Source organism: Streptomyces sp. NPDC030814, from assembly GCF_055572155.1.
Map to the genome: position 1 here is coordinate 100,443 of NZ_JBVIDX010000003.1, position 23,237 is coordinate 123,679.

Below are 23,237 nucleotides of genomic sequence, written 5' to 3' on the forward strand. Positions count from 1 at the left end.
GACAGCGGTTCATCCCGCGGTGTTCCACACCGCGCAGGAAAGCCGCGCCCGTCCGGGTGGCCGATCCGGCGTTGCCGCCTGGTGTCGCCGTCCGGCGATGCAGGCCGCCATAGACGCCTTCGCCTGGACATGCGGCCTGCTCATCGCCGGCCTGACCACCGGCAGCGCTTCCGATCCGCTCGCCGGACCTGGCGGTCTGGTCCTCGTCTGCGCCGTCACCTCGACAGCGGCGGTCCTCGCCGGGGCCGTGTGCGGGCTCTACTCCGGCCGCTATCAGGCGGAGAGCGGCGCGGAGTTGAGCGCGGTGCTGGTCTCGGCCGCACTGACCGGGCTCTTCCTGGAAGCCGTCTGCCAGGCGGGGCTTCCCCTGGTGGGTGACAGGCCGGCCGTGGCCGGCCTTGCCGCCCTGATCGGCGTACTGGCCATGATCACCGTGAGGGTCGCGGCCGCGGCCGTCCGGCGCAGGCCGAAGCCACCCGCGCCGACCGCCGTCAAGGTGATCGTCTTCGGTGCGGGCAGCGCCGGAACGCAGCTGGTGCAGCGGCTGATCGGTCAGCCCGGCGCACAGTACCGGCCGGTCGCCCTGCTGGACGACGACCCCGGCAAGCGCCGGCTGCGCATCTGCGGTATCCGCGTGCGCGGAGGGCGGGACCGGCTCGCGGAAGTCGCCGCGGAGACCGGGGCGACGGTCATGGTGATCGCGATCGCCGGCGGCTGCCGGGACGGTTGGGTGATCCGGGAACTGATCACCATGGCCGAGTCGATCGGTCTGGTCACCAAGGTGATTCCGCGCGTCGAGGAACTGGTCGCCGGACCGGCGCGGATCGACGACGTCCGCGACCCGCGGATCACTCAGCTGCTGGGCCGCGATCCGGTCCGGCTGGACCTCGAGGCCGCTGCCGGCCATTTCGCCGGACGCCGCATCCTCGTCACCGGCGCCGGCGGCTCGATCGGCTCCGAGCTGTGCCGCCAGTTGCACCGGCTGGGCCCCGCCTCACTGGTGATGCTCGACCGCGACGAATCGGCCCTGCACGCGATCCAGCTCGCGCTGCACGGCCGTGCGCTGCTCGATTCCGACGAGGTGGTGCTCGCGGACATCACCGATGCCTCCCGTATCCGCGAGGTCTTCGAGCAGACCCGTCCCGAGATCGTGTTCCACACGGCTGCGGTGAAGCATCTGCCGCTGCTCGAGCGCTATCCGGCCGAGGCGTTGAAGACGAACGTGACCGGCACGCTGAACGTACTGCAGGCGGCCGCGGCCTGTGGTGTGCGGTCCTTCGTGAACGTCTCCACCGACAAGGCGGCCGACCCGGTGAGCGTCCTCGGCACCTCCAAACGGATCACCGAGCGGCTCACGGCACACATGGCGGCGGAATTCCCCGGGACCTGGGTGTCCGTGAGGTTCGGCAACGTCCTCGGCAGCCGGGGTTCGCTGCTCGGTTCGCTGTCCGCGCAGATCGCCGCCGGCGGCCCGGTCACCGTGACCCACCCCCAGGTCGCCCGCTACTTCATGACAGCCACCGAGGCCGTCCAACTGGTGCTGCAGGCCGTGGCCGTCGGGGAGAGCGGTGAGGTGCTCGTCCTGGACATGGGAGACCAGGTCCGCATCGTCGACCTCGCCCGCCGGATGGCCGCCGGGGCATCGCAGCGCGTCGAGATCGTCTTTACCGGCCTGCGGCCGGGCGAAAAGCTGACCGAGGACCTGCTCGGCGAGGGTGAGCCGGACCACAGGCCGAGGCATCCGCTGGTCAGACAGGTGCCGGTGCCCGCACTCGACGCCGGTGAGGTCACCGGCATCGGTCACCTCACCGAACCGGACGAGGTACGCGCCGCCCTGGCGCTCCTCGCCGCCGCGCCCGTCTGCGAGCAGCAGGCTGACCAGCCCGTCCTCCCCGGCCAGCCCGGAAAAGCAGGGGCCAGCACATGACCGCCCCGCCCCTGCCTGGCCAGTACTCGGCGGACTCGTCGGTCCCGCAGCCGAATACCGCCGTGCCGGGCGGCGCCGGGACCGGTGGCCATGGACCTCACCTCAGGTCGTACCGCGGCAAGAGACTGCTGGACCTGGCCGTGGTCAGCCTGATCATCGTGCCGGCCGGGCTGCTCTGCCTGATCGCCGCGCTGGCCCACCTGGTGGCGCACGGCAGACCCGTGCTGTACCGGCAGGAGCGGGCCGGGCGGGACGGCCGCCCCTTCGTCCTGCTGAAACTGCGCACGATGCGCGAGGGTCCGGCCGACCCGGACAGGCCGGGGGACGCCGATACCGCCAGGGTGACCGCGGTCGGCCGGGTACTGCGCCGTACTTCCCTCGACGAGTTGCCTCAGCTGGTCAATGTGCTGCGCGGACAGATGAGCCTGGTCGGACCTCGGCCGACACTGCCCTACCAGGTACGCCGGTACACCGATCGTCAGCAGCTGCGCCTGCTGGTGACCCCCGGCCTGACCGGCCTGGCGCAGGTGCACGGGCGACAGCGGCTGAGCTGGCCGGAGCGCATCGAGTGGGATCTGCGGTACGTCCTGCGCCAGAGCTTGCGGCTCGACCTGATCATCCTGGCACTCACCGTCTGGACGGTCCTGGCCGGGCGCGGAGCCACCGCCAGCCACGACAAGGACCCGATCGCCCGCAGACCAGAAAGGATGCCTTCAGGTGTCTGACAGCAACATCCGGATCCGGCTTGCCAGTCCCGACCTCGGTGACGAGGAGGGGGAGGCGGTCCTCAGGGTCCTGCGCAGCGGTGTTCTCACCAACGGCGCGGAGAACGAGGCGTTCGGGCAGGAGTTCGCCGACCGGCACCAGGCGCGGTTCGGCGTGACGTTCTGCACCGGCACGGCCGCGCTGCAGGCGATGCTGCTCGCCGAGGGGATCGGGCCCGGCGACGAAGTGATCGTCCCGTCGATGACCTTCGTCTCCACCGCGACGTCGGTGTGCCACGTCGGGGCCACCCCGGTGTTCGGGGACATCGATCCACGGACGTTCAACCTCGACCCGGCATCGGTCGCGGCCCGGATCACCAAGGCCACGCGGGCCGTCATGACCGTTCACTACGCAGGGCAGCCCGGCGATCTCGACGGGCTGGCGCGGGTGTGCGACGCCGCCGGCGTGCCGTTGCTGGAGGACGCCGCGCAGGCGGCCGGCGCCGAGTACCGCGGCAGGCCGGTCGGCACCTTCGGCCGGTCGGCCATGTTCAGCTTCACCCCCGCCAAGAACATCACCACCGGTGAGGGCGGAATCGTCCTGACCAACGACCCCGACGTCGCGAAGCGGCTGAAGCTGCTCCGCAATCATGGTCAGACCAGCCTCTACCGGCATGAGAGCCTCGGCTACAACTGGCGGCTGACCGAGATGCAGGCCGCGATCGGCCGGGTGCAGCTGCGCAAGCTGGACGGCATCCTGCGGCGCAAACAGCGGATCGCGGAATCACTGGGCCTGCGGTTGGCAGGTGTGCCCGGTCTGACGACGCCGTATCAGCTGCCCGATGTCCGGGGAACCCAGGCGCTGTACACCTGCCTGCTCTCCGGCAATCGCGACCAGGTGCTCGCCGACCTGTTGGCCCGGGGCATCGAAGCGCGGGTCTACTTCCCGCCGGTGCACCGGCAGCCGATCTTCGCCCGCAGGGACGGCGGCACGGAGGACGCCGCCGCACTGCCGGTGACCGAGGCCGTCGCCCAGGCGATGCTCTCGCTGCCGGTGCACCATCGGCTGACCGAGGCCGAGGTGGCAGAGATCGCCGACGCGGTGACAGCCGCGGTCGGCCGGGCGACCGCGTCGCCGAGTGCCGCCCAGCCGATGCCGGTCGGGACCCGGTGACCACGCATCACGTGCCGGCGACGGGGCTTGGCCGCCCCGCGCCGGAACCACTCCGAGGGCCTGGCCGCACCGCCTCCGGGTACGCCTGGGCGGTGCCCGCGATCCGGACGTGAGGGGCGGCACGGCGCTGCCCGGCTCGCCCGTGCCGGCGTGCTCGCGCCGGCGTGCTCGCGCCGGACGTGGGCGTGCCGTTGTGCCCGTGCCGGACGTGGGCGTGCCGTTGTGCCCGTGCCGGACGTGGGCGGGCTGTTGTGCCTGTGCCGGACGTGGGCGTGCCGTTGTGCCCGTGCCGGACGTGGGCGGGCTGTTGTGCCTGTGCCGGACGTGGGCGTGCCGGACGTGGGCGGGCTGTTGTGCCTGTGCCGGACGTGGGCGGGCGGGACGTGGGCGGGCTGTTGTGCCTGTGCCGGACGTGGGCGGGCGGGACGTGGGCGGGCTGTTGTGCCTGTGCCGGACGTGGGCGTGCGGGACGTGGGCGGGCTGTTGTGCCTGTGCCGGACGTGGGCGTGCGGGACGTGGGCGGGCTGTTGTGCCCGTGCCGGACGTGGGCGGGCTGTTGTGCCCGTGCGGGACGTGGGCGGGCTGTTGTGCCCGTGCCGGACGTGGGCGTGCCGGACGTGGGCGGGCCGTCGTGTCCGCGCCGGTCGCCCGTGCCGGGCATGGGCGTCCGCCGGGGAACTGATCGGCGCCGGGTGTCCGGGAGTCCTGACCGGCCCGCCGGTCAGGACTCCCGGGCCCTGGCGGGGACGCCGACGACCAGCCGGCCGGCGGCGACATCGCGGGTCACCAGAGCGGCGGCGCCGACCATGACGGACGGCCCGATCCGCCGTCCCTGCAGCACGGCGGCATTGCTGCCGACCGTCGACCCGGCGCCGAGGGTCACGTTGCCGGCGATGTTGGCTCCCGGCAGGATCGTCACGAAATCCTCGAGCACCGTGTCATGACCGATGCTGGCCTGATAGTTGACCTGGACATGAGCGCCGATGACGGTGCCGGTGGAGATGAACGCCTGGCCCAGCACGACGCAGCCCCGTCCGATCCCGGCGCCGGGGGAGACCACCGCACGCGGGTCGATCACCGTCGCGGCCCGCAGGCCGCGATCCTCGAACTCCCGGGCGAGCCTGCGGCGCACGTCGGCGTCGGCGATCGCGACCACGAACTCGTCGGGCCGGCCGCCGGACGCGGCCAACTGCCCGGGCAGCAGCACCGGACAGCCGTTCACCGTGGTGGCTGCCGGGTGCTCGTCCACGAACACCACCTCCGGTGCCGCGGCCGTCGCCCGCACCGCGTCCAGCGTCTCCCGGCCGAAGCCACCCGCGCCCACGATGTGCAGCGTCACAGCCGCGCCTCCGCCACCGGATCCTCGCTCCGCGCCGGTTCCGAGACCGCGGTGAGAAACGCGCCCGCCAGCGCGGTCATGCCGTGATGCCGGTAGACCCAGCGGCGCCCGCGCTCACCCATCCGCTCCCGCTCCGTCCCGCTCATCGCGGCCAGGCCGGCCAGCGCGGCAGCCATGTCCGCCGGTGACTCGGCGGGCACGCACACGCCGCCGCCGGACTCTCGGACCGGGCCGCCGGGCGCGTTGCTCGCGAACAGCACCGGCTTGCCGGAAGCCAGGTAGTCGAACAACTTGTTGCTGCTCAGGCCGTACTTGAAGACCGCGACATCGCGCAGGCAGAACAGCGTCACATCCAGCTCGGCCAGCACGGCCGGTACGGCCCGCTTCGGCACTGGTGACCAGAACAGCACGTTGTCCAGGTCGTGCCCGCGCGCGAGCCGTTGGCACGCGGCCTTCTCCTCGCCGTCGCCGACCATCACCACAGCGACCCGCGGATGGCCGGCGGCTCGCAGTTCCGCCGCGGCCGCGACGATGGTCGCCACCCCATTGGCCGGTCCGTGCGAGCCGATGTAGCCGGCGGTGAGATAACCGTCCTTGCGGAAGCGCCTGATCCGCTCGATCAGGTCGGCGACCTCGTTCCCGGGGCTTGTGACGTCCGAACCTGCCGACTGACCCGGCTCGGTCGGCCGCGGAAAGTCGGCGATCCCGTTGGGCACGTAGTGAATCCTGTCGGCCGGGACGCCGCGGGCCTTCACATAGTCGGCGGCACCGGGCAGAAGGCAGACCACAGCGGACGCGCGTCGGTAGAAGAAGGACTCGGCCAGCCGCAGCAGCCGCGCGGGCAGCCCGTTCCCGCGCAGCGCACCCATGTCGATCAGCGTCTGCGGCCACAGATCGCGCACCTCGAAGACGAAGCGGGCACGGCGGCCGCGGGCCGCCAGCCAGGCGGCGAACACCGCGGCCAGGTGCACCGATGAGCCGACGATCACATCCGGCCGGTCCAGTCGGCGCTGAGTCGAGAGCACCCGGGCCGCGTAGTGGGCCATGTTCACCACACGCCGGTATCCGTTGCCGTGGTAGGGCGGCGTGCGGACCCAGAGGAAGCGGACGCCGTCGATCGTCCGGACAGCCACTTTCTCGCCGGGCGCGAGCCGTTCCTCGCGCCGGCTGAAATGGCTGAAGCTGCTGGCGAAGACGGTGACGTCGTGCCCCTCGGCCGCCAGGACCCGGCCCAGCTCGTAGTGCCGGGTGCCGGCGGCACGGTCCGGTGGCGCCGCGTAGTGGTTGAAGATCCAGATCCTCATGTCCTCACCTCCGCCGAGACCGCCCCGCCGTAGCCGACGGCGTGCTGAGCGGTGGGTTCGTCGTATGCCCGTGGCGCCGGTACGTCGGTGATCCTTACGGCGGCTTGTCTCCCACCGAAGGGTCCTGGCGGCCGCCGGCCGACGGTAGTTCGGCCGCCGCCGACGGTTTCGGAGGCCGGACCGGCCCGTCGCCGAGAAACGCTACTACCTTACGTGCCCAAATGGACACGTACCGTTACCGGTGCCGCTACATTGTGCGTGCCTGTCGGGGCGGCGAGGAGATCCGCCACTCGACGCGGCGTCACCCATCCCGTCTCCCGACTCCGGAGGCTGTTCCCTGGTGCAGGCGATCATGAAAAGTCTCCGTGTCCGGTTGCCGGGGGTGAGCCCGGCGGCGATCGGAGGCACGCTGGCCGCGCGACTACTGGCGGCGGCCATGAGCTTCGCGGCGGGCGTCATCGTGGCGCGGGATCTCGGAGTGCAGGGCCGGGCGACGTTCGCGGTCATGATGTCGGTACCTGCCGTGCTCGGCATTGTCACGGCTTTGGGTGTGGACAACGCCAACGCCCGGTTCGCCGGAACCTCGCACACCGCGTTCCGGCAGATCGTGCGATGGAGTGTGGCGTTCTCCCTGCTTTCCGGTTCGGCCCTGGCGGGGCTATGGCTGCTGCTCGGGCATCTCTGGCCGGTCGTGCTGCTGGGCCTGCCGTTCCGGCTTGCGGTGGTCGTGGCCATGATGTGCCCGGTGGCCTTGCTCGCCACACTGCTCGGCATGGCCGAGATCGGCCGTGGCCGGGTGGTGACGTTCAACCTCGTGACCACCGTCCCCGCGGCCTGCTACCTCGTCGGAGTCTGCGGCCTTCTCGCCGCAGGGGCGCTCACCCCCATCAACTGCTTCCTGTCGGCGCTGGCGGGGCAGCTGATCTGCGCCGGGATGTTGCTGGTCGCAGCCGGCTCCCGCGTCCATGCCGACGGTGAACCGGTGTCCGCTCGCACCTTCTGCGGCTTCGCCATCCGGTCCTATCTGCCCAATCTCGTCCAATACGGGCTGCTGCGCTTGGACGTGCCGCTGATCCACATGTTCGCCGGCGCGACGGCCGTCGCCGTGTACGCGGTGGCGCTGCCCGTGGCCGAGGCCCTGCTCCTGTTGTCGACGGCGGTCGGTTTGGTGATGTTTCCTGCGGTCACGTCTGGTGCCGTCGATGCCCGGGCGACAGCCAGGATTGCGCGGACCGTGCTCACTGCCGCCGCTGCGGCGGCCGCCGCAGCAGCGGCCGCCGCGCCACTTCTGATCCCCGCGGTCTACGGGCGGCCGTACTCCGGTGCCGTGCCGGTGCTCTGGGCGATGCTCCCCGGCCTCGTGCTGTTCTGCGCGGGCCGCTCGATCCAGCCGTACCTGGCGGCCGCAGGCCTCCTACGGTCGGTGACCGCGGCCACTGTGAGCGGTGCGATGGTGACCATCGCCCTGCTCGTCGCCCTGACCCCCCATTACGGTGCGGTCGGTGCCGCCGCCGCTGACTCGGCCGGATACCTGGTGTTCGCGGTACTGGTCGGCCGCGCGGCTCGGCTGGCCGCCCGCGCGCAGCGGTGCCGACTGGCCGAGCCCGCCGCCGAGAAGGCAGCGGTCGTCCCCACACCCCAGCCGGTCGGGCTACCGTCGGTCAAGACGGTCGGCCATCTCGGACTGGGCGTGTATCCAAGGCAGGTGCGGGCCGCCCTGACCGGCAGAGCACCCATGGTCGCGGTGGGGCTCCTGACCGTGGCCGGCGCCGGCTGTCTCGCGGCGGCGTATGGCTCCGTCATGAGCGTCGCCGGCGCCGCTGGGTTCGTCCTCCTCGTGTTGGCCTGTGCAGTGGTTCCGAACGCGGGCCTGTACGTGCTCGCGGCCGCGATTCCGTTGTCGCAGTCCAGCGTCGGCGCTTCACTGATCACTCCGAGGGCGCTGGTCGTTCTCATGCTCGTCTGCCTGCTGGGCCGCGTCGTCGCCGGCCGGGGCATCGCGCGGCCGAAGCTGATCGGCGTCCTGATCACCGTCGGCACGGTCGGTTACATGGCGCTCGCCAGCGCCGTGATGGGCGACACCGATCCGGCGAGCGCCGGAACCTGGCAGTACCTGCTGCTGAGTTGCGCGCCACTACTGCTGCTGCCGCTGGTCGCCGAACCTGGAAGGGCTCTCGAGCGTGCGCTTGTGGTGTTCTGCTGCGGCAGCGTGGTTCTCGCCGTGATCCAGATCGTTCAGGTCGACTCCGACGTCGCGACGAGGACCGATGTGGCTCCTGAGATCGCCGCCGCTCTGGCCATGACCCAGGAGGAGGTGGCCAACCACAACGCCGTGGGCGCCCTGTTCGTGATGGCGGTCGCTGTTCTGCTCACGCGCTATTCGGCTGTCCGGGAGGGCCTGCCGCGGCTGGCGACCGGCGCCGGGATCGTCGTGCTCGCCCTGGGGATCGCCTACTCGCTGAGCCGCGCGGCCTATCTGGCGGGAATCGCCATGGTCGTGGTCTTCGCCTTCCGCAGATCGCTGCGTGGGTTCCTGACCCTGGGCGTCGGTGCGGCCTGTCTGGTGCCGTTGCTGCCTGCCGCGATCGCGGCCCGTTTCGGCTCGATGCTCGGCGGCAGCACTCTGGACGCCGACTCCGCCGTACGGCTCGACCTTTGGACCAGCGCCCTACGGATGTTCGACGCGCACCCGGTGTTCGGTGTCGGATATCTGAACTTCGCCAGCCAGTTGCCCGCCTATTACCAAGCGACCGGTGATTACGAGGTCATGCTTCTACAGTTCCCGTTCCTGAGTTTCGCGCACAACACCTATCTGACAGTGCTCTCGCAGACCGGCCTGGTGGGCGCGGTCGGCGTCGGGGCGCTTGCCGTGTTCGGCGTCCGCCGGGCGTGGTACGCGGCCCGGTCCGGTGACCCCGCAGGCGAGGCGGCGCTGATGGCCCTGGTCGGCGCCGGGGTCTGCTCCTTCTTCGGCGAGGTCCTGATGCTCCCACCCCTGTTGGCCGGTCTGATTCTGATCGTCCTGGCCGCGAAACCCGCTTCAACCGACGCACGGGGACCGGTGGTCCGATGAGTACGCCAGTGACCGGGAAACAGCCGCTACGGATCCTGCAGATGACTTCCGCCGCGGTCGGCGGAAGCTGGTTCCACGACCAGGTGCGGGGCCTTGCCGAGCTGGGCAACGAGGTCTGCGCGGTGATGCCCCGAGAGGGCCCGCTTGCCGACCGGCTGCGTGAGGTCCGCGGCGTGCGGGTGGAAATCATCCCGTTCGGACTGCCCCGCCGGATCAAACAGCTGCCGGGGCTGACGGCTGGGCAGTGGCGGCTGATGAAGTTTGTCCGGGCATACCAGCCGGATGTCATCCATTCGCATTTGATCACGGCGAAGCTCGCAGCCCGAGTGGCGGCGGCTGCCTACCGGCCCACACTGGTCGTGTCGCAGGTTCCGGGAGTGGTGCATCTGCGGATGGCGCCTTTCTGGATCCTGGAACGCGTTTCGTTGCGCCGCGACGATCTGGTGATCGGATCCTGCCGGGCGATCGCGCGACGCTACCAGGCCATGGGGGCGCGGTCGGTCGCGGTCAGCTACTACGGATGCGACGTGCACCAGTTCGACCCGGCAACCCCGCGGGAGCCGTTCCGCCAGGAGTTCGGACTCACCGACGACACGCCGGCCATCGGCATGGTCGCCTACATGTATCCCAGCAAGTCGCGGGCCTTCCGCCAGGTTGGTGTCAAGGGGCATGAAGTCTTCATCGACGCCGTCCCTCTCATCCTGCGACAGGTCCCCAATGCCACGTTCTTTGTCGTCGGCGACGAGCTGGTCGGTGACGGGGAGTACCGGCGAGAACTGGAAGGCCGTGCCGCCAGGCTCGGAGTCGCCGACCGGATCCGGTTCACCGGCTTCCGGTACGACATCCGCTCGGTCATGGCCGGGCTGGACGTACTGGTGAACCCGTCTATGGAGGAGTCGGCCTGTTATGCCGTGGTGGAGGCGCTGCTCATGCGTAAGGGCGTGGTGGCAACCGAAGTCGGTGGCCTGCCGGACACCGTTCAGCACGGCCGCACCGGCCTGCTGATTCCACCCGCCGATCCGGCGGCACTGGCTCATGCCGTCACTGCACTGGTCGCCGATCCCGCAGCGCGTCTGCGCATGGCCAGTCGTGGCCGTGAACTCGCGCTCCGCCAGTTCGACATCACCGGGACAGTGAGCCAGGTGAACGAGCTGTACCACCAGGCACTGGCTGCGCGGGGGCCCCGCAGGCAGCTCCGCCGCAAGAATCCGGCATGAAGCACGGAACGCGGGCCGCAACGACACCGGTCGGCACGGCGGGGAAGGCGGCGCGCGATGTGCGGCGGCAGAGCATCCTCGATGAGGCGACGCCGCCGTCAGTCGACCTGCCGGACCGCCGGCCGGGCAGGTACCCGTGAGGAGCGCCGTGTCCGATCATGACGAGGTCCCCCGACGCCTCGTCGGGTGTGAGTCGCCGACCCTGCCGCTGCGCATCGTCCTGCTCGCTCCGGCCGCGTCGGCGCACACCCGGCGTTGGGCGGGCGACCTGGCCCTGAGAGGGCATCAGGTCACCGTGTGCAGTTGGCATGAGCCGGGTCTGCGTCCCGACGGCTGGCGAGCCGCGTCCGCACCCGCGGGAGGACCTGTGCCGTTGCGGGTGATGCGCGCGGGACAGTGGCTGCGCCGCGAGGTGCGCCGGGCCCGGCCGGATGTCATCCACGTCCATTCGCTGGGCGTGCACGGGGCGCTGTCCCTTCTGCTGCCGGCCCGGCCGGCGACACCGCTCGTGGTCACTCCGTGGGGTTCCGAACTGCGTGCGGCGGACCGGCATCCGGGCCGGGCGTCGGTCGCTCGGCTGGCGCTCCGGCGGGCCGCGCGTGTGGTGCCGACCTCCGGAGAGGTGGCTGAGCTGGTGGTCAGCCGATACCGGGTCCCGCGCTCACGGACGACGGTCCTTTCCTGGGGGGTACCGGATGCGCTGCTGGACGCCGGGGGCGAGTCCGATCCCCGAGCGACGCGCGCCCAGTACGGCGTTCCGGCCGACGCCACGGCCGTGCTGTCGGTCCGCAGCACGGCGGAGGTCTACCGGACCCATGAGATCCTCGCGGCGTTCGCCCAGGCCGCACGGGTCCGGCCCGACCTGTTCCTCGTGGTCGTGGTGGGACACCAGCCGGCACACACCGCCGCCAGACGGGCCCAGCGGGAGTATCTGGCCTTCTTGCGCTCCCGGGCGCGGGACCTGGCCGACCGGGTCGCCGTCATCGACCAGTCACTCGGTCAGGCCGAGATGTTCGGCCTGATGCGCGCGAGCGATGTGGCCATCTCCGTTCCCCGGGCCGACCAGCGAAGCTCATCGGTGCTCGAGGCCGCCGCCGCCGGGTGCCGGCTGCTGCTCTCCGACATCGCGCCCTATCGGGAACTGGTGGGGGAGGGCCTGCTGGCAGACCTGCTCCCCGATCCACTGGTCGGCTCGCTGGCCGACGCCCTCTCACACGCGGGGCCGCTCGACGACACTGATCGCCTGTCCAACCGGAAGCTGATCGACCGGGCGGAGCGCGGCTCACTGAAGGTCGCGGAACTCGAACGGCTCTACGGGGATGTGGTGCGCGCGGGGTGGGCGTCATCTCGGGGCGGCCATGCGGAGGACGGTGAGGAGCCACCATCCGACCGGGGCGGTCGCGGTGCCGTCGCTCGCACGGGCCCCGTCACCGAGTGACGCCGCGGGCCCCGGCCGGTTCTCGTCCGGGCTCCGGGAAGGCGACGGCTCGGCGGCTTCGGGTGGTTGGCGGACCTCGAAACGGAGCCGCCGGCCCGGGCGGGAAGCTGCCATGCGATGTGTGGACACCATGACCTGGATACATGAAATGAAGAGAAGACAACGAGACCGACCGGCGTGATGGTGGAAGAAGTCACCTGCTTGGGGGAGCGCCGACTCGCACGGTGTGCGTCGCAAGGGTCGTTCGAGGGGTCGACACGGGGGGTGGCTCCCTCGCTCGAAGAGTCCGAGTGCCTATGGTCGACTGCGTCCATAGGGAACAGAAAGCCTCAATTCGGGTGGTTCCCTCAGTCCCGTGAGGGGTGCAGCTTGGATCTCCAAGGATTCCTGAAGGCTCTTGCCAGACGCTGGCCGACGGTCGTGGTGTGTCTGGTTCTCGCGGTCGGGGCGGCGCTCGCCGTGACAAGCGTGAGCACCCCCGTCTACGAGGCGAGGACACAGCTCTTCGTCGCCACCCGCACCGGTGAGAACACCGTCGACCTGAACCAGGGACAGACGTTCTCGCAGGCGCGTGTGCAGTCGTACGCCGAGATCGTGAAGACCCGCCAGGTCACCGCTCCCGTGGTGAAACGGCTGGGGCTGCGCACCACCCCGGAGGAGCTGGCGTCCCGGATCACCGCCGTGGTTCCGCTCAAGACCGTGCTCATCGACATCACCGTCCGGGACACCGTGCCCCGGCGCGCGGCGCGCATCGCCAACACCGTCGCACAACGGTTCAGCTATGTCGTCGAGCAGTTGGAGACCCCGAAGCGGTCGGTCACCGCGACGTCCGAGGAGGGCAACGCGGGCCAGGTCGCCGCACCGGTCTCCCCGGTCTCACTGGGCGTCACCCAGGAAGCGATCGCCCCCACTTCTCCGACGTCGCCCCGCCCGCTGCTGAACCTGGCCGTGGGTGTGGCCGGGGGCCTGCTGCTCGCTGCGGGGCTGGTCGCCCTGCGCGAGACGCTCGACACCACGTTCAAGACGAGTGAGGCGCTGGGCGCGTTCCTCGCTCTGCCCGGCCTCGGCACCATCCCGTACGACAAGAGCGCCCCGAAGCAGCCGCTCGTCAGTGCCGACGGGAACTCGAGGCGCGCCGAGGCGTTCCGCAAACTCCGCACCAACCTGCAGTTCGCGCAGGTCGACGATCCGCCGCGGATCATCGTGGTGACGAGCTCGCTGCCCGGTGAGGGCAAGACGAACACCGCGATCAACCTCGCCCTCTCGCTCGCCGAGGGCGGCGTCTCCACCTGCCTCGTGGACGGCGATCTGCGCCACCCGAACGTGGCGTCGTCCTTCGGCCTCGTCCAGGACGCGGGCCTGACCACGGTGCTCATCGGGCAGGCCCGGGTGGACGACGTGATGCAGCAGGCCGCCGGGGGGCTCTCGGTGCTCGCCAGCGGTGCCGTGCCACCGAACCCCGCGGAACTGCTCGCCTCGGCACGCATGGAAGAGGTGCTGCGCGAACTCGCGGGGAGGTACCAGGTCGTTGTCGTCGACACCGCGCCGCTGTTGCCGGTCGCCGACACGCTGGGGCTCGCTCCGCTTTCCCATGGTGCGCTCCTGGTCGTACGGGCCGCGAGGACCAACCGGGACCATGTGCGCACCGCCAGGGAATCGCTGGACCGGGTGGGAGTCCGTGTGCTCGGCACCGTGTTCAGTATGGCTCCGGTCCCCAAGGTCGGCAGTTACGGCAGTTACGGCCCCTACGGGCAGTGCGGCGAGCTGCCCGCTCCACGTACGTCGGCCACGGAGGAGGGGACGGCCGCCGGCGCGGTGACGCGTCCCACGGACGGCACATGACGCGGATCCTGTTCGTCTGCACGGGCAACGTGCACCGTTCGGTGCTTGCCGAGCGACTGCTGGCGGCGAGGCTGCCGCCGGACTCGGCCCTGCGACCGGAGAGCGCCGGCACGGGGGCGTGGCACCGTTCCCGTATGGAGGACAACACCCGGGCGGTCCTGGAGGAGCTGGGCGGTGACGGTTCCGGATTCGCCTCCCGCCCGCTCACCTCACAGCTCGTGATGGGTGCCCCGCTGGTCCTCGGGCTGGCGCGCGAGCACCGGGAGGCGGCTGTGCGCCTCGCGCCGGCGGCGCTGCGGCGCTGCTTCACCCTGAAGGAGTTCCTGCGGCTCGCGGACGGCGGAGGCGCTGGGGAGGATGCCCGGGGTGGATTCGAGGCCGTGGTGGCGGTGGCGGCCGCCCGCCGCGGTGCCGCCTCCCCGGTCCCGCCGGCCGACGACGACATCCCGGACCCCTGGGGCAGGCCCCGTGAAGGGCTCTACGAGTGTGCCCTGGAGATCGACAGGGCGGTGAGGAGGCTGATCCGGCTGTGCGGGACGCGCCGGTAGCGCTCCAGAAGGGGGGTTGTACCGGGCCGGGTCCGTTCGGCGGGGTACACGCGTCGTCCCGGTCGTCCGGTCAGCCCAGCAGCCCGGCCAGCCGTCGCCACTCCTCCCGCGGCAGCGCGTCCCCCGCCCGGCCGTCGAGTACCTGCAGTGCCACGTGGTCGGCCCCCGCCGCGTGGAACTCGTCCACCCGCCGCCGGACCCGGTCCTCGTCGCCCCATGCGTACACCGCGTCGATCAGCCGGTCGCTGCCGCCGTCCGTGAGGTCGTTCTCGGTGAAGCCGAGGCGGAGGAACGTGTTCGTGTAGTTGGGCAGGCCCAGGTAGAAGGAGAGATGGTCGCGGGCGATCCTACGGGCGCGGGCCGGGTCGGTCTCCATGATCACCTTCAGCTCGGGGGCGAGGAGCGGCCCGTCGCCCAGGGTCTCGCGGGCCTCGGCGGTGTGCTCGGGGGTCACCAGGTACGGGTGCGAGCCGGCCGCCCGGTCACGGGAGAGGCGCAGCATCTTCGGGCCGAGGGCGGCGAGGATCCGGCGCTCGGCGGGGACGCCTGCCGCGTCCAGGGCGTCCAGGTAGGCGACCATCGCCGAATACGGGCGCCGGTACTGGTCGGCGAGCTTCGCGTGGCTCACACCGAGACCGAGCAGGAAGCGGCCGGGGTGGGCGGCTTCCAGACCGGCGTACTCCGCCGCGGTGTCGGGGGCCTCGTACTGCCAGATGCTCTGGATGCCGGTGGCGACGTTGAGCCGGGAGGTCGCCTCGATCAGTGGTACGGCGTGGCGTACGGTCGTGCTGCCGCCCAGCCATACCGTGCCGAAGCCCAGTTCCTCCAACTCGGCTGCCGCTTCCATGAGTTCGCTGCGGCGGGCGGGGTCCTCCGTCCGCAGGCCGATGCTCCAGATGCCGTAGCGTCCTGTGTTCTCTTTCACCATGCAGTCGCCAACCGGGCGCTGCCGGTGGTGTATTCCGCTGTCATGCCCAATAAATCGGTTCAAAACCACCGGCCCGGCACCTTCGCCGTCATGCGCCGGTGACGTCCGGGACAGAAAACGTGTCCGATCCATTGACGCCCCTCCCGCCTCACCTTTACCTTCTGGCCGAAGTTACGCACAGTGTTCGTGATATCGAACATTCCCCCATCTGAGTCGCTCCCGGAAGGCACTTGCCGTGTTCCGCATACGAGTCCGCCACTGGGTGACATGTGGGGCCGCGCTGCTGGCTCTCTTCGCGTCGCTCCTCGCCGTCCAGCCCGCGGGCACCGCCGTCGCGGCGGACGGCAAGCCGTTCAGCAACCCGGTCAAGTCGCAGAAGGGCGCCGACCCCTGGCTGGAGTACTACAACGGCAACTACTACCTGGTGACCACCTCGTTCACCGGTGAACTGACCATGCGGAAGTCGCCCACGCTGGCCGGGCTGAGCACCGCGCCCAGTGTGCAGGTGTGGTCGGACAGCACCTCCACACGCAACTGGAACATGTGGGCGCCGGAGATCCACTTCTTCGACGGCAAGTGGTACCTCTACTACTCCGCCGGGCCGCGCGGCTCCGCCTGCTGCGACGACCAGCGCACCCACGTCCTGGAGAGCGCGGGCTCCGACCCGATGGGGCCGTACACCTACAAGAACCAGCTCTCCGGGTCCAATCTCAACCCCAACGGCTGGCTGATCGACGCCAGCGTGCTCAAGTACAACAACAAGCTGTACCTGGTCGGCAGCGGCTCGGTGGGCGGCAGCAAGCAGAGCCTCGTCATCGCGCCGCTCAGCAACCCGTACACGCTCGCAAGCACCGCCTTCACCGTGATCTCCAGCCCGACCCTCAGCTGGGAGACGCAGAGCGGCGAGGTCAACGAAGGGCCCGAGCCGCTCTACCGCAACGGGCGCACCTTCCTCATCTACTCGGCCAGTGCCTGCTGGGGCCCCGACTACAAGCTCGGCCAGCTCGAACTCACCGGTTCCGACCCGCTGCTCGCCTCCTCCTGGACCAAGAAGCAGACCCCCGTGTTCCAGCGGAGCGACGCCGGCGGGGTCTACGCGCCCGGCCACAACGGGTTCTTCACCTCGCCCGACGGCACCGAGAACTGGATCGTCTACCACGCCAACGACGCCGCGAGCGACGGCTGCGACAACGGGCGCACGACCCGGGCGCAGAAGTTCACCTGGAACGCGGACGGCACCCCGAACTTCGGCACCCCCGTCGCCCTCGGCGCGACCCTCGCCGGCCCCTCCGGTGAGACGGCGACGACCCCGAACGCGTACACGATCGTCAACCGCAACAGCGGCAAGTGCCTGGACGTCAACGGCGGCAGCACGGCCGACGGCACCAACATCTTCCAGTGGACCTGCAACGGCGGGGCCAACCAGAAGTGGCGTATCGAGGACCGTGCCGACGACACCAGCCGCCCGGTGAACGTCGCCACCGGCAAGGTCGCCGACGTCGCCGAGTGCGCGAGCGCCGACGGCACCGACATCCGCCAGTGGTCCTGGCTGAACAACAACTGCCAGAAGTTCCGCATGGTCTACCTCGGCGGCGACCACGTCCGGATCGTCAACGCCTCCACCGGCAAGGTGATGGACGTCGCCGACTGCGGCACCGCCAACGGCACCGACGTACGCCAGTGGTCCTGGCTGAACAACAACTGCCAGCAGTGGCGGCTCGTCCCCACGACCGCCTGACCGACGGACGGCTCCGGCGTCCGCGGACGCCCGGCCTCCCGTGGATCCGATCCACCCGCACACCCGAACCCCGAAGGGCCGCACAACATGAGACGACTCCTCAGACGGGCCGTGGTGGCCGCAGCGGCGGCGCTCGCCGTCCTCACCGGCGTGACCACGCCCGCCCAGGCCGCCGCGCCCGCGTCCCCCGCCGTGACCTTCACCAACCCGATCGCGCTCCAGCGCGCCGACCCGCACATCTTCAAGCACACCGACGGCTACTACTACTTCACGGCCACCGTCCCCGCCTACGACAAGATCGTGATGCGTCGGGCCACCACCCTCCAGGGCCTCGCCACGGCCCCGGAGACGACCATCTGGACCAAGCACGCCACCGGTGAGATGGGCGCCCACATCTGGGCCCCGGAGATCCACTTCATCGACGGCAAGTGGTACGTGTACTTCGCGGCCGGCGCCTCCAACGACATCTGGAAGATCCGCCCGTACGTCCTGGAGTCCAGCTCCGCCAACCCGATCACCGGCACCTGGACCGAGAAGGGCCGCATCAGCCTGCCCCTGGACACCTTCTCGCTGGACGCCACCACCTTCACCCACAACGGCACCCGCTACCTCAGCTGGGCGCAGAACGACCCGGCGGTCGGCAGCGGCACCAACCTGTACCTGGCGAAGATGTCCAACCCCTGGACCATCAGCGGCAGCCCGGTGATGATCTCCAAGCCCGAGTACTCCTGGGAGACCGTCGGCCACCGCGTCAACGAGGGTCCGGCCGTACTCCAGAAGAACGGCAAGGTGTTCATGGCCTACTCGGCCAGCGCCACCGACGCCAACTACTGCCTCGGCCTGCTGACCGCCGACGCCACCGCCGACCTGATGAACCCGGCCTCCTGGGCGAAGACCGCCACCCCGGTCTTCAAGAGCAACGACAGGACCGGCCAGTACGGCCCCGGCCACAACACCTTCACGGTGTCCGAGGACGGCAAGTCCGACATCCTCGTCTACCACGACCGCGACTACAAGGACATCAGCGGCGACCCGCTCAACGACCCCAACCGCCGCACCCGCTACCAGAAGCTGTACTGGAACGCGGACGGCACGCCCAACTTCGGCATCCCCGTCGCCGACGGGGCGACCCCGGTCCGTTTCTCCTCGTACAACTACCCGGACAGGTTCATCCGGCACTGGGAGTACCGCGCGAAGCTGGAGGGCAACGTCACCAACCTCGCCGACTCGCAGTTCCGGATCGTCACCGGTCTGACGGGCAGCGGCACGGTCTCCCTGGAGTCGGCGAACTTCCCCGGCTACTACCTCCGCCACAAGAACAACGAGCTGTGGGTGGAGAAGGACGACGGCACGGCTCTGTTCGACGCCGACGCCTCCTTCCACCAGCGGGCCGGTCTCGCCGACAGCGCGGCCGGGGTGTCGTACGAGTCGTACAACTTCCCCGGCCGCTACATCCGGCACTACAACAACCTGCTCTACACCCAGCCGGTCAGCACGACCCTCGACCGGCAGGACGCCACCTTCTACAAGGAGTAGACGAGCGGGAGTCCGCGGAACCCAGCAGCGTCGGTGCACCGTGCCCTCACCGGGTGCGGTGCACCGCTCATTCCGGCGGCACGATCTGCACCAGACCCGACTGGTACGCCATCACCACCAGCTGGGCCCGGTCGCGGGCGCCCAGTTTCGTCATGGCGCGGTGGATGTGGGTGCGCACGGTCAGGGGGCTGACATAGAGCTTCTCGGCGATCTCGTCATTGGACAGGCCCTCCGCCGCCAGGGACATCACCTCCCGTTCACGGGTGGTGAGGGTGGCGAGCTGCTCGGGGGCGGTCAGCCGGGTACCCGGGGCGGGCGCGGTGAGGAAGCGGGTGATCAGGGTGCGGGTGGCGGTGGGGGAGAGCAGGGAGTCCCCGGCGGCGACCGTGCGGATGCCGTCGAGGAGGGCGTCGGCGGTGACGTCCTTGCCGAGGAAGCCGCTCGCGCCGGCGCGCAGCGCCTGGGCCACGTACTCGTCTATCTCGAAGGTGGTGAGGATCAGTACGCGGGTGTCGGAGAGTTCCTCGTCGGCGCAGATCACGGCCGTGGCGGTGAGCCCGTCGGTGCCGGGCATCCGGATGTCCATGAGGACCACGTCGGGGCGGTGGACGTGGACGAGGTCGACCGCCTCCCGGCCGTCGGTGGCCTCGCCGACGACCTCCAGGTCCGGGCAGGAGTCGATGAGGATGCGGAAGGTGGCCCGCAGCAGGGCCTGGTCGTCGGCGAGCAGGACGCGAATGGTCATGGGGTCGGTTCCCCTTCGAGCTGTGGGGTGCGGGTGCGGGGGCGCAGCGGAAGGTCGGTGGTGACCTCGAAGCCGCCTTCGGGCCGGTGACCGGCGCTCAGGGCTCCGCCGACGGACTGCGCGCGCTCGCGCATGCCGATGAGGCCGAAGCCGCGGCAGTTGTCGAACACACCGGACCGGGGAGCGCCACCGCCGCCGTCGTCGGTGACCGTGATCGTCAGGCGGGACTCCTGGTAGGCGAGGCGGATCCGTGCCGCGTCCGCGGCGGCGTGCTTGCTGACGTTGGTGAGGGCCTCCTGCACGATCCGGTACGCGGTCAGGTCCACGCCCGGGTCGAGCGGCCCCGGAGGGCCCTCCGCGGTCACGGTGACGGTGAGACCGGCGGACTCGCACGCGGCGACCAGGTCGGGAAGCTGGTGCAGGCCGGGGGTGGGGGCGAGGGGCGCCTCGGGGTCGTCGGGCTGGCGCAGCACACCGACGGTGGCCTTCAGCTCGCGCAGCGCCGACGACGTGGTGGCGGTCAGGTCGGTGAGGATCCGGTGGGCCTGCCCGGGATCGACGCGGGTGAGATGCGCGGCGGTGCCCGCCTGGGCGTTGGCGAGGGCCAGATGATGGGCGACCACGTCGTGCAGATCGCGGGCGATGCGCATCCGCTCCTCCGCGACCCGCAGGCGGGCCTCCTCCTCCCGGGTGCGCTCGGCGTGCTCGGCGCGGGCCTGCACCGACTTCAGATAGGCGCGCCGCACCTGGGTGGCCTTGCCGGTGGCGAGGGGCAGCAGCAGCCAGAAGACGGGGCCGACCGTCCTGATCAGCAGGGAGAGGTGGTCCATGGAGTCGGCGAACACCGCCGCGAGTGTCGTCGCCGCGATGGTGGTGAGGCCGTAGACGCGGGTGGTGTTCCGGTCGGTCTGGGTGGACAGCCAGTACAGGCCCCCCATGACCGGTGCCAGCAGCAGCGGGGTGACCAGATAGCCCAGGGAGACCGCGACGATCGTGCACAGCGCCGTGATGACCAGCGCGGTGCGCGGGTGGGCGCGGTGCCTGAGCAGGGCGAGGCAGGAGAGGCCCATCAGGGCGACGCCGACGTTGTCCTGGTCCGGCGGATCGGCTCCGGGCAGGGTGAGCGCGCTGCCGAGGGTCGCGCAGGCCATCAGCGTCGCGGCCATCATCAGATCGATGAGGAAGGGATGGCTCGCGGAGAACTCCTCCAGGCGGTCGGCGTAGCGCCGGTCCAGGCTGATGCTCATCGGGACTCCGGTCGGTGGGACTGGGAACCATGGTGGTCGACATCGGATGCGCACGCCCCGGGGCCGTCCGTGGCCTTCGCCACGGACGGCCCCGCTGGAGGGTGATGCGGTGGGGTCAGACGCGGGCCGCCGCGGGTTCGACGGGCTCCGCCGGGCCGGGCTCCGCCTCGGGCCGGCGGCTGAGCGCCTCACCCTCCACGTCGACGCGGGGCAGCGCGCGGTCGAGCCACTTCGGCAGCCACCAGGCCTTGTCGCCGAGCAGCGCGAGCACGGCGGGCACGATCGCCATCCGGACGACGAACGCGTCGAACAGCACCGCCGAGGCCAGGCCGAAGCCGATCATCTTGATCATGGATTCGCTCTCGCCGATGAACCCGGCGAACACCGCGATCATGATCAGAGCGGCGGCCACGACCACCCGGGCGCTGTGCCGGAATCCGCTGGTGACCGCCTCGTCGGGCCGGTCGCCGTGGACGTACGCCTCGCGCATCCGGGCGACGAGGAACACCTCGTAGTCCATGGCCAGACCGAAGACGATGCCCACCAGGAAGATCGGCATCAGGCTCATGATCGGACCGGTCTGCTCCACGCCCAGCAGTTCCGCGCCGTGGCCCTGCTGGAAGACCAGGACGACGACGCCGAGCGAGGCGAGCACCGACAGCAGGAAGCCGACCGCTGCCTTGACGGGGACGAGCAGGGAGCGGAAGACGACGAGCAGCAGCAGGACGGCGAGACCGACCACGACCAGCAGATAGGGGACCAGCGCCGACTGCACCTTCTCGGAGATGTCGATGTTCAGCGCGGTGGTGCCGGTGACCTCGTAGGTGGCGCCCGTCTCCGACTCGATGCCGGGTCGCTCGTCCCGGATGACCGTCACCAGCTCCTTGGTCTTCTCGTCGGTCGGCGCGGTGGCGGGCACGGCGGAGAAGACGGCGGTGTCGCCGGCCTCGTTGAAGCGCGCGGGGGAGACGGACACGATGCCCTTGGTGGCGCCGATGTCCTTGGCGACCGTCTCGGCGGCGCCCGTGGCGTCGTCGGCGCCACGGGCGTCCACGACGATCGTCAGCGGCCCGTTGAAGCCGGGCCCGAAGCCCTCGGCGAGCGCGTCGTAGGCCCGGCGCTCGGTGGTGGAGGTCGGCTTGGCCTCGTCGCCGGGCATGCCCAGCTGGAGGTCGGTCATCGGTACGGCGAGCGCGCCGAGAGCCATGACGCCGAGGAGCAGGACGGGCACGGGCCGGCGCAGCACGAACCGGGACCAGCGGGTGCCGCCGTTGTCGCCGCTCTCCGCCGGCCGGCCGCTCCTGCGGGCCTTGCGGGCCAGCACCGCGTTCGGCCAGAACCCGAGGAGGGCCGGAACCAGGGTGAGCGCGATCAGCACGGCGACGACGACCGCTCCGGCGGCGGCCAGCCCCATCTTCGTCAGCATCGGGATGCCGACCACGGCCAGTCCGGCCAGCGCGATGACGACGGTGAGCCCGGCGAACACGACCGCCGATCCGGCGGTGCCGGTGGCGAGGGCGGTCGCCTCCTCGGGGGTACGGCCCTTACCGCGTTCCTCGCGGTAGCGGGAGACGACGAACAGGGCGTAGTCGATGCCGACCGCGAGGCCCAGCATCATCGCGAGGGTGCCGGTCGTGGTGGACAGTCCCAGCGCGTCGGACAGGGTGAGGATGGTGGCCATGCTGACGCCGACGCCGACCAGCGCGGTCAGCAGCGGCAGACCGGCCGCGGCGAGCGACCCGAAGGTGACCAGCAGGACGACGGCGGCGATGGCGACACCGATCACCTCGGCCGTACCGCCCGCGCCGCCCTGCTCGGCGACCGCGTCGCCGCCCGCCTCGACGGTCAGCCCGGCCTCCTGGGCCCGGTGGAGGGCGCTTTCCAGGTGGGTCCTGCTGGCATCGGAGAGTTCGTTGGCGCCGGCCTTGTAGGTCACGGTCGCGTACGCCGTGGACCCGTCCTGGCTGACTGCCCGCGCCCGGAACGGGTCGACGGCGTTCGCGACCTGCGAGCCGTCGGCCAGGTCGGCCACGGTCTCCTCGATGGCGTTCTTGTTCTCGGTGGCTGTGACCTTCTCACCGCCCGGCGCGACGAACACCACCCGGGCGGTGGCGCCGTCCGCCGTCAGGCCGGGGAAGCGCTCCTCCATCAGGTCGAACGCCTTCTGGGACTCGATGCCCGGCATGGAGAACTCCTCGTCGGAGGCTCCCGGGGCCTTGAGGGCGCCGAGACCGACGGCACCGAGGACCGCCACCCACACGAGGGTGACGTACCAGCGTTTACGGAAGGCCAGCCGGCCCAGCCGATAGAGGAAGGTTGCCATGGGGCGCAGGTCTCCACGTCAGATGTCTGGGATACCCGCACAGACTCCCCCTGCGAGGCCCTCCGGGTCGTCGTGCGGCTGCCGACAATCCCGGCTACTCGAAACGCAGTACGACCCGACCGCCAAGTCAGCCCCCGGTATGACCGTACGGTGC

General features: G+C 70.8%; 16 protein-coding genes. 10 read left to right on the top strand and 6 right to left on the bottom strand.

The window, feature by feature from the left end; translation table 11 throughout:
- Positions 1 to 97: 97 nt before the first annotated feature.
- From ACZ43N_RS07315 to ACZ43N_RS07325, 3 genes are read left to right on the top strand one after another with little or no spacing between them, the layout of a single operon-like run.
- Positions 98 to 1,927: an SDR family NAD(P)-dependent oxidoreductase gene (locus tag ACZ43N_RS07315; protein ID WP_468095661.1), complete on the top strand. Its 1,830-nt coding sequence runs from the start codon at positions 98 to 100 to the stop codon at positions 1,925 to 1,927.
- Positions 1,924 to 2,652 (top strand): sugar transferase, encoded by a 729-nt coding sequence (locus ACZ43N_RS07320; RefSeq protein WP_468095662.1) that lies wholly within the window; start codon positions 1,924 to 1,926, stop codon positions 2,650 to 2,652. The genes ACZ43N_RS07315 and ACZ43N_RS07320 overlap by 4 nt, the downstream gene beginning before the upstream one ends.
- Positions 2,645 to 3,805, top strand: coding sequence for a DegT/DnrJ/EryC1/StrS family aminotransferase (locus tag ACZ43N_RS07325; protein WP_468095664.1), 1,161 nt, complete (start codon positions 2,645 to 2,647; stop codon positions 3,803 to 3,805). The genes ACZ43N_RS07320 and ACZ43N_RS07325 overlap by 8 nt, the downstream gene beginning before the upstream one ends.
- Positions 3,806 to 4,526: 721 nt before the next feature.
- Here the strand turns inward: ACZ43N_RS07325 and ACZ43N_RS07330 are convergent.
- Together ACZ43N_RS07330 and ACZ43N_RS07335 are read right to left on the bottom strand one after the other, a co-directional pair.
- Complete coding sequence (locus ACZ43N_RS07330) at positions 4,527 to 5,144, bottom strand: acetyltransferase (protein ID WP_468095665.1); 618 nt, start codon at positions 5,142 to 5,144, stop codon at positions 4,527 to 4,529.
- Positions 5,141 to 6,448, bottom strand: a complete 1,308-nt coding sequence (locus ACZ43N_RS07335) for a glycosyltransferase family 4 protein (RefSeq protein WP_468095667.1) — start codon at positions 6,446 to 6,448, stop codon at positions 5,141 to 5,143. Before ACZ43N_RS07335 ends, ACZ43N_RS07330 begins: the two co-directional genes overlap by 4 nt.
- A 340-nt stretch (positions 6,449 to 6,788) precedes the next feature.
- Between ACZ43N_RS07335 and ACZ43N_RS07340 the strand changes: the two genes are divergently transcribed.
- The 5 genes from ACZ43N_RS07340 to ACZ43N_RS07360 all read left to right on the top strand — a co-directional run bounded on the left by ACZ43N_RS07340 (position 6,789) and on the right by ACZ43N_RS07360 (position 14,566).
- Positions 6,789 to 9,521, top strand: a complete 2,733-nt coding sequence (locus ACZ43N_RS07340) for an O-antigen ligase family protein (protein ID WP_468095668.1) — start codon at positions 6,789 to 6,791, stop codon at positions 9,519 to 9,521.
- Between the two features lie 41 nt (positions 9,522 to 9,562).
- Entirely contained in the window at positions 9,563 to 10,738 is a 1,176-nt protein-coding gene (locus ACZ43N_RS07345) for a glycosyltransferase family 4 protein (RefSeq protein WP_468095669.1), read from the top strand.
- Positions 10,739 to 10,886: 148 nt separating this feature from the next.
- Positions 10,887 to 12,176, top strand: a complete 1,290-nt coding sequence (locus tag ACZ43N_RS07350) for a glycosyltransferase family 4 protein (RefSeq protein ID WP_468095670.1) — start codon at positions 10,887 to 10,889, stop codon at positions 12,174 to 12,176.
- A gap of 369 nt (positions 12,177 to 12,545) precedes the next feature.
- A complete protein-coding gene (locus tag ACZ43N_RS07355) occupies positions 12,546 to 14,018 on the top strand; it encodes a tyrosine-protein kinase domain-containing protein (RefSeq protein WP_468095671.1) in 1,473 nt (490 codons plus the stop codon).
- A complete protein-coding gene (locus ACZ43N_RS07360) occupies positions 14,015 to 14,566 on the top strand; it encodes an arsenate reductase/protein-tyrosine-phosphatase family protein (protein WP_468095673.1) in 552 nt (183 codons plus the stop codon). Before ACZ43N_RS07355 ends, ACZ43N_RS07360 begins: the two co-directional genes overlap by 4 nt.
- A gap of 70 nt (positions 14,567 to 14,636) precedes the next feature.
- On the opposite strand, the gene ACZ43N_RS07365 is transcribed toward ACZ43N_RS07360, so the two are convergent.
- The gene (locus ACZ43N_RS07365; RefSeq protein ID WP_468095674.1) at positions 14,637 to 15,494 is read right to left on the bottom strand and encodes an LLM class F420-dependent oxidoreductase; all 858 of its coding nucleotides are present in this window, start codon (positions 15,492 to 15,494) and stop codon (positions 14,637 to 14,639) included.
- Positions 15,495 to 15,729: 235 nt separating this feature from the next.
- On the opposite strand from ACZ43N_RS07365, the gene ACZ43N_RS07370 reads away from it, so the two are divergent.
- Together ACZ43N_RS07370 and ACZ43N_RS07375 are read left to right on the top strand one after the other, a co-directional pair.
- The gene (locus ACZ43N_RS07370) at positions 15,730 to 17,232 is read left to right on the top strand and encodes a family 43 glycosylhydrolase (protein WP_468095676.1); all 1,503 of its coding nucleotides are present in this window, start codon (positions 15,730 to 15,732) and stop codon (positions 17,230 to 17,232) included.
- An 87-nt stretch (positions 17,233 to 17,319) separates the two neighbouring features.
- Positions 17,320 to 18,768 carry a family 43 glycosylhydrolase gene (locus ACZ43N_RS07375; RefSeq protein WP_468095677.1) on the top strand — a complete coding sequence of 483 codons (1,449 nt, stop codon included), beginning with the start codon at positions 17,320 to 17,322 and terminating at the stop codon, positions 18,766 to 18,768.
- Between the two features lie 67 nt (positions 18,769 to 18,835).
- Here ACZ43N_RS07375 and ACZ43N_RS07380 read toward each other — a convergent pair whose 3' ends face one another.
- The 3 genes from ACZ43N_RS07380 to ACZ43N_RS07390 all read right to left on the bottom strand — a co-directional run bounded on the left by ACZ43N_RS07380 (position 18,836) and on the right by ACZ43N_RS07390 (position 23,083).
- A complete protein-coding gene (locus ACZ43N_RS07380; protein WP_468095678.1) occupies positions 18,836 to 19,513 on the bottom strand; it encodes a response regulator transcription factor in 678 nt (225 codons plus the stop codon).
- The gene (locus ACZ43N_RS07385; protein ID WP_468095679.1) at positions 19,510 to 20,760 is read right to left on the bottom strand and encodes a sensor histidine kinase; all 1,251 of its coding nucleotides are present in this window, start codon (positions 20,758 to 20,760) and stop codon (positions 19,510 to 19,512) included. Before ACZ43N_RS07385 ends, ACZ43N_RS07380 begins: the two co-directional genes overlap by 4 nt.
- Positions 20,761 to 20,875: 115 nt before the next feature.
- Positions 20,876 to 23,083, bottom strand: coding sequence for an MMPL family transporter (locus tag ACZ43N_RS07390; RefSeq protein ID WP_468095680.1), 2,208 nt, complete (start codon positions 23,081 to 23,083; stop codon positions 20,876 to 20,878).
- Positions 23,084 to 23,237: the final 154 nt, after the last annotated feature.

Excerpts from the sequence above, each read along its gene's own strand:
- ACZ43N_RS07315 (WP_468095661.1), top strand. The coding sequence starts at position 98 with ATGCAGGCCGCCATAGACGCCTTCGCCTGGACATGCGGCCTGCTCATC.
- ACZ43N_RS07320 (WP_468095662.1), top strand. The coding sequence starts at position 1,924 with ATGACCGCCCCGCCCCTGCCTGGCCAGTACTCGGCGGACTCGTCGGTC.
- ACZ43N_RS07335 (WP_468095667.1), bottom strand. The coding sequence starts at position 6,448 with ATGAGGATCTGGATCTTCAACCACTACGCGGCGCCACCGGACCGTGCC.
- ACZ43N_RS07345 (WP_468095669.1), top strand. The coding sequence starts at position 9,563 with ATGACTTCCGCCGCGGTCGGCGGAAGCTGGTTCCACGACCAGGTGCGG.
- ACZ43N_RS07360 (WP_468095673.1), top strand. The coding sequence starts at position 14,015 with ATGACGCGGATCCTGTTCGTCTGCACGGGCAACGTGCACCGTTCGGTG.
- ACZ43N_RS07365 (WP_468095674.1), bottom strand. The coding sequence starts at position 15,494 with ATGGTGAAAGAGAACACAGGACGCTACGGCATCTGGAGCATCGGCCTG.
- ACZ43N_RS07375 (WP_468095677.1), top strand. The coding sequence starts at position 17,320 with ATGAGACGACTCCTCAGACGGGCCGTGGTGGCCGCAGCGGCGGCGCTC.
- ACZ43N_RS07380 (WP_468095678.1), bottom strand. The coding sequence starts at position 19,513 with ATGACCATTCGCGTCCTGCTCGCCGACGACCAGGCCCTGCTGCGGGCC.
- ACZ43N_RS07385 (WP_468095679.1), bottom strand. The coding sequence starts at position 20,760 with ATGAGCATCAGCCTGGACCGGCGCTACGCCGACCGCCTGGAGGAGTTC.
- ACZ43N_RS07390 (WP_468095680.1), bottom strand. The coding sequence starts at position 23,083 with ATGGCAACCTTCCTCTATCGGCTGGGCCGGCTGGCCTTCCGTAAACGC.